The sequence below is a fragment of the Vibrio sp. Vb0667 genome (genome assembly GCF_033391095.1).
Map to the genome: position 1 here is coordinate 1 of NZ_JAWPOL010000193.1, position 1,354 is coordinate 1,354.

At 46.8% G+C, this 1,354-nt stretch carries 1 protein-coding gene; it reads right to left on the minus strand.

Translation table 11 applies throughout. The annotated features are described in order from the left end of the window. Window positions 1–1,354, minus strand: a 1,354-nt coding sequence (gene panP / locus R8269_RS24545) for a pyridoxal-dependent aspartate 1-decarboxylase PanP (RefSeq protein ID WP_318222819.1), incomplete at both ends; no start/stop codon positions are given.

The window sequence follows — 1,354 nt, forward strand, 5'->3', positions numbered from 1 at the left end:
AGTACTGAGCTCAAGATATCTCTGGTCGTCAATGGGTTGGCAAGCACCACTCGGAATACGATGGTGTTCATTCTTTGCCATTGGTCAGGGTTCAGTCTTGTACGAGAAACAAACGATTTGCCCGTTTCACGTTGACGCTTCTGGATAAACTGCGTGAGCTGGTTGATGAGCTCGTTTAGTTTCTCCTTTTGAGTACCTTCCGCTTTATCTAGCGCTTCACGAATCAATGGCGGTAGATAGCGGTAGGTCAGTAGGCAAAGCTCCGGTTCAGAAACGAGTTCGAAGTCATCTTGCTGTTTGATGAGGTCAGCAAAGTAGCGCGCTTTCTCGATACTTTGGTCGATCAATAGTTCGTAGCCTGGGCGACTAATAATGTGCATCGCCGCATACACTAACATGGCCATGCCTGAGCGAGAGCCTTCTAGTGTATGACTACCTAAATCTTTTGAACCTTTACGTAAGATGTATTGCGCATGGTGTTCAATGGATTTCATCGCGTCTGGGTCTTTGAACAACACCATGCCTGCACCCATAGGGATGTACAGTTGTTTGTGCGCGTCGATAGTCACTGAGTCAGCCAGTTCAACACCTTCGAGAAGGTGACGGTAATGATTAGACATCAACGTTGCACCACCCCAAGCGGCATCTACATGGAAGTGACAATTGTGCTCTTGGCACACTTGAGCGATCTGCGACAGAGGATCGACGTTCCCCGTTTCTGTTGTGCCAGCGACACCGATAACCGCAATTGGTTTGATGTTTTGTTCTTTAAGCTCGGCAATTTTTGCTTTTAGGTCGTCAACAACAATACGGTTGTTTGCATCGGTTTTCACCGCGACTAAACCCTCTTGACCTAAGCCAAGTACGTCTGCTGCTTTTTTCAGTGAATAGTGACCACGTTCAGAAACCAGAACTGCAAGGCCTTCGTAGCCATAGTACTTCATGGCTTTGAATAGACCTTCTTTTTCTACCCCTTTGAAATCACCATCTGCTTTCAACGCTTTATTGCGTGCAACCCAAAGCGCCGTAATGTTCGCGATTGTGCCACCAGAGCAAAACGCACCAAGTGAATGGTTCGCGCTGTGCATCCATTTACGATAAAACTTGTCGTTTTGACCGTAAATTAAGCGGTGTAACATCCCTAAAACTTGACGTTCAAGAGGTGTGAATGCTTTTGATGTTTCGATCTTAACCAAGTTTTGGTTTAGCGCGATCATGATCTTGGATAAAGGCATCAAGAAGTAGGGTAGCGCCGAGGTCATGTGACCGATAAAACTTGGGGCTGAAGTGTGAACCGAGTGCGACACTAACGTGTCTAGCAGGTGCTCGGTGTGGTCTGACACGAATTCAGGTT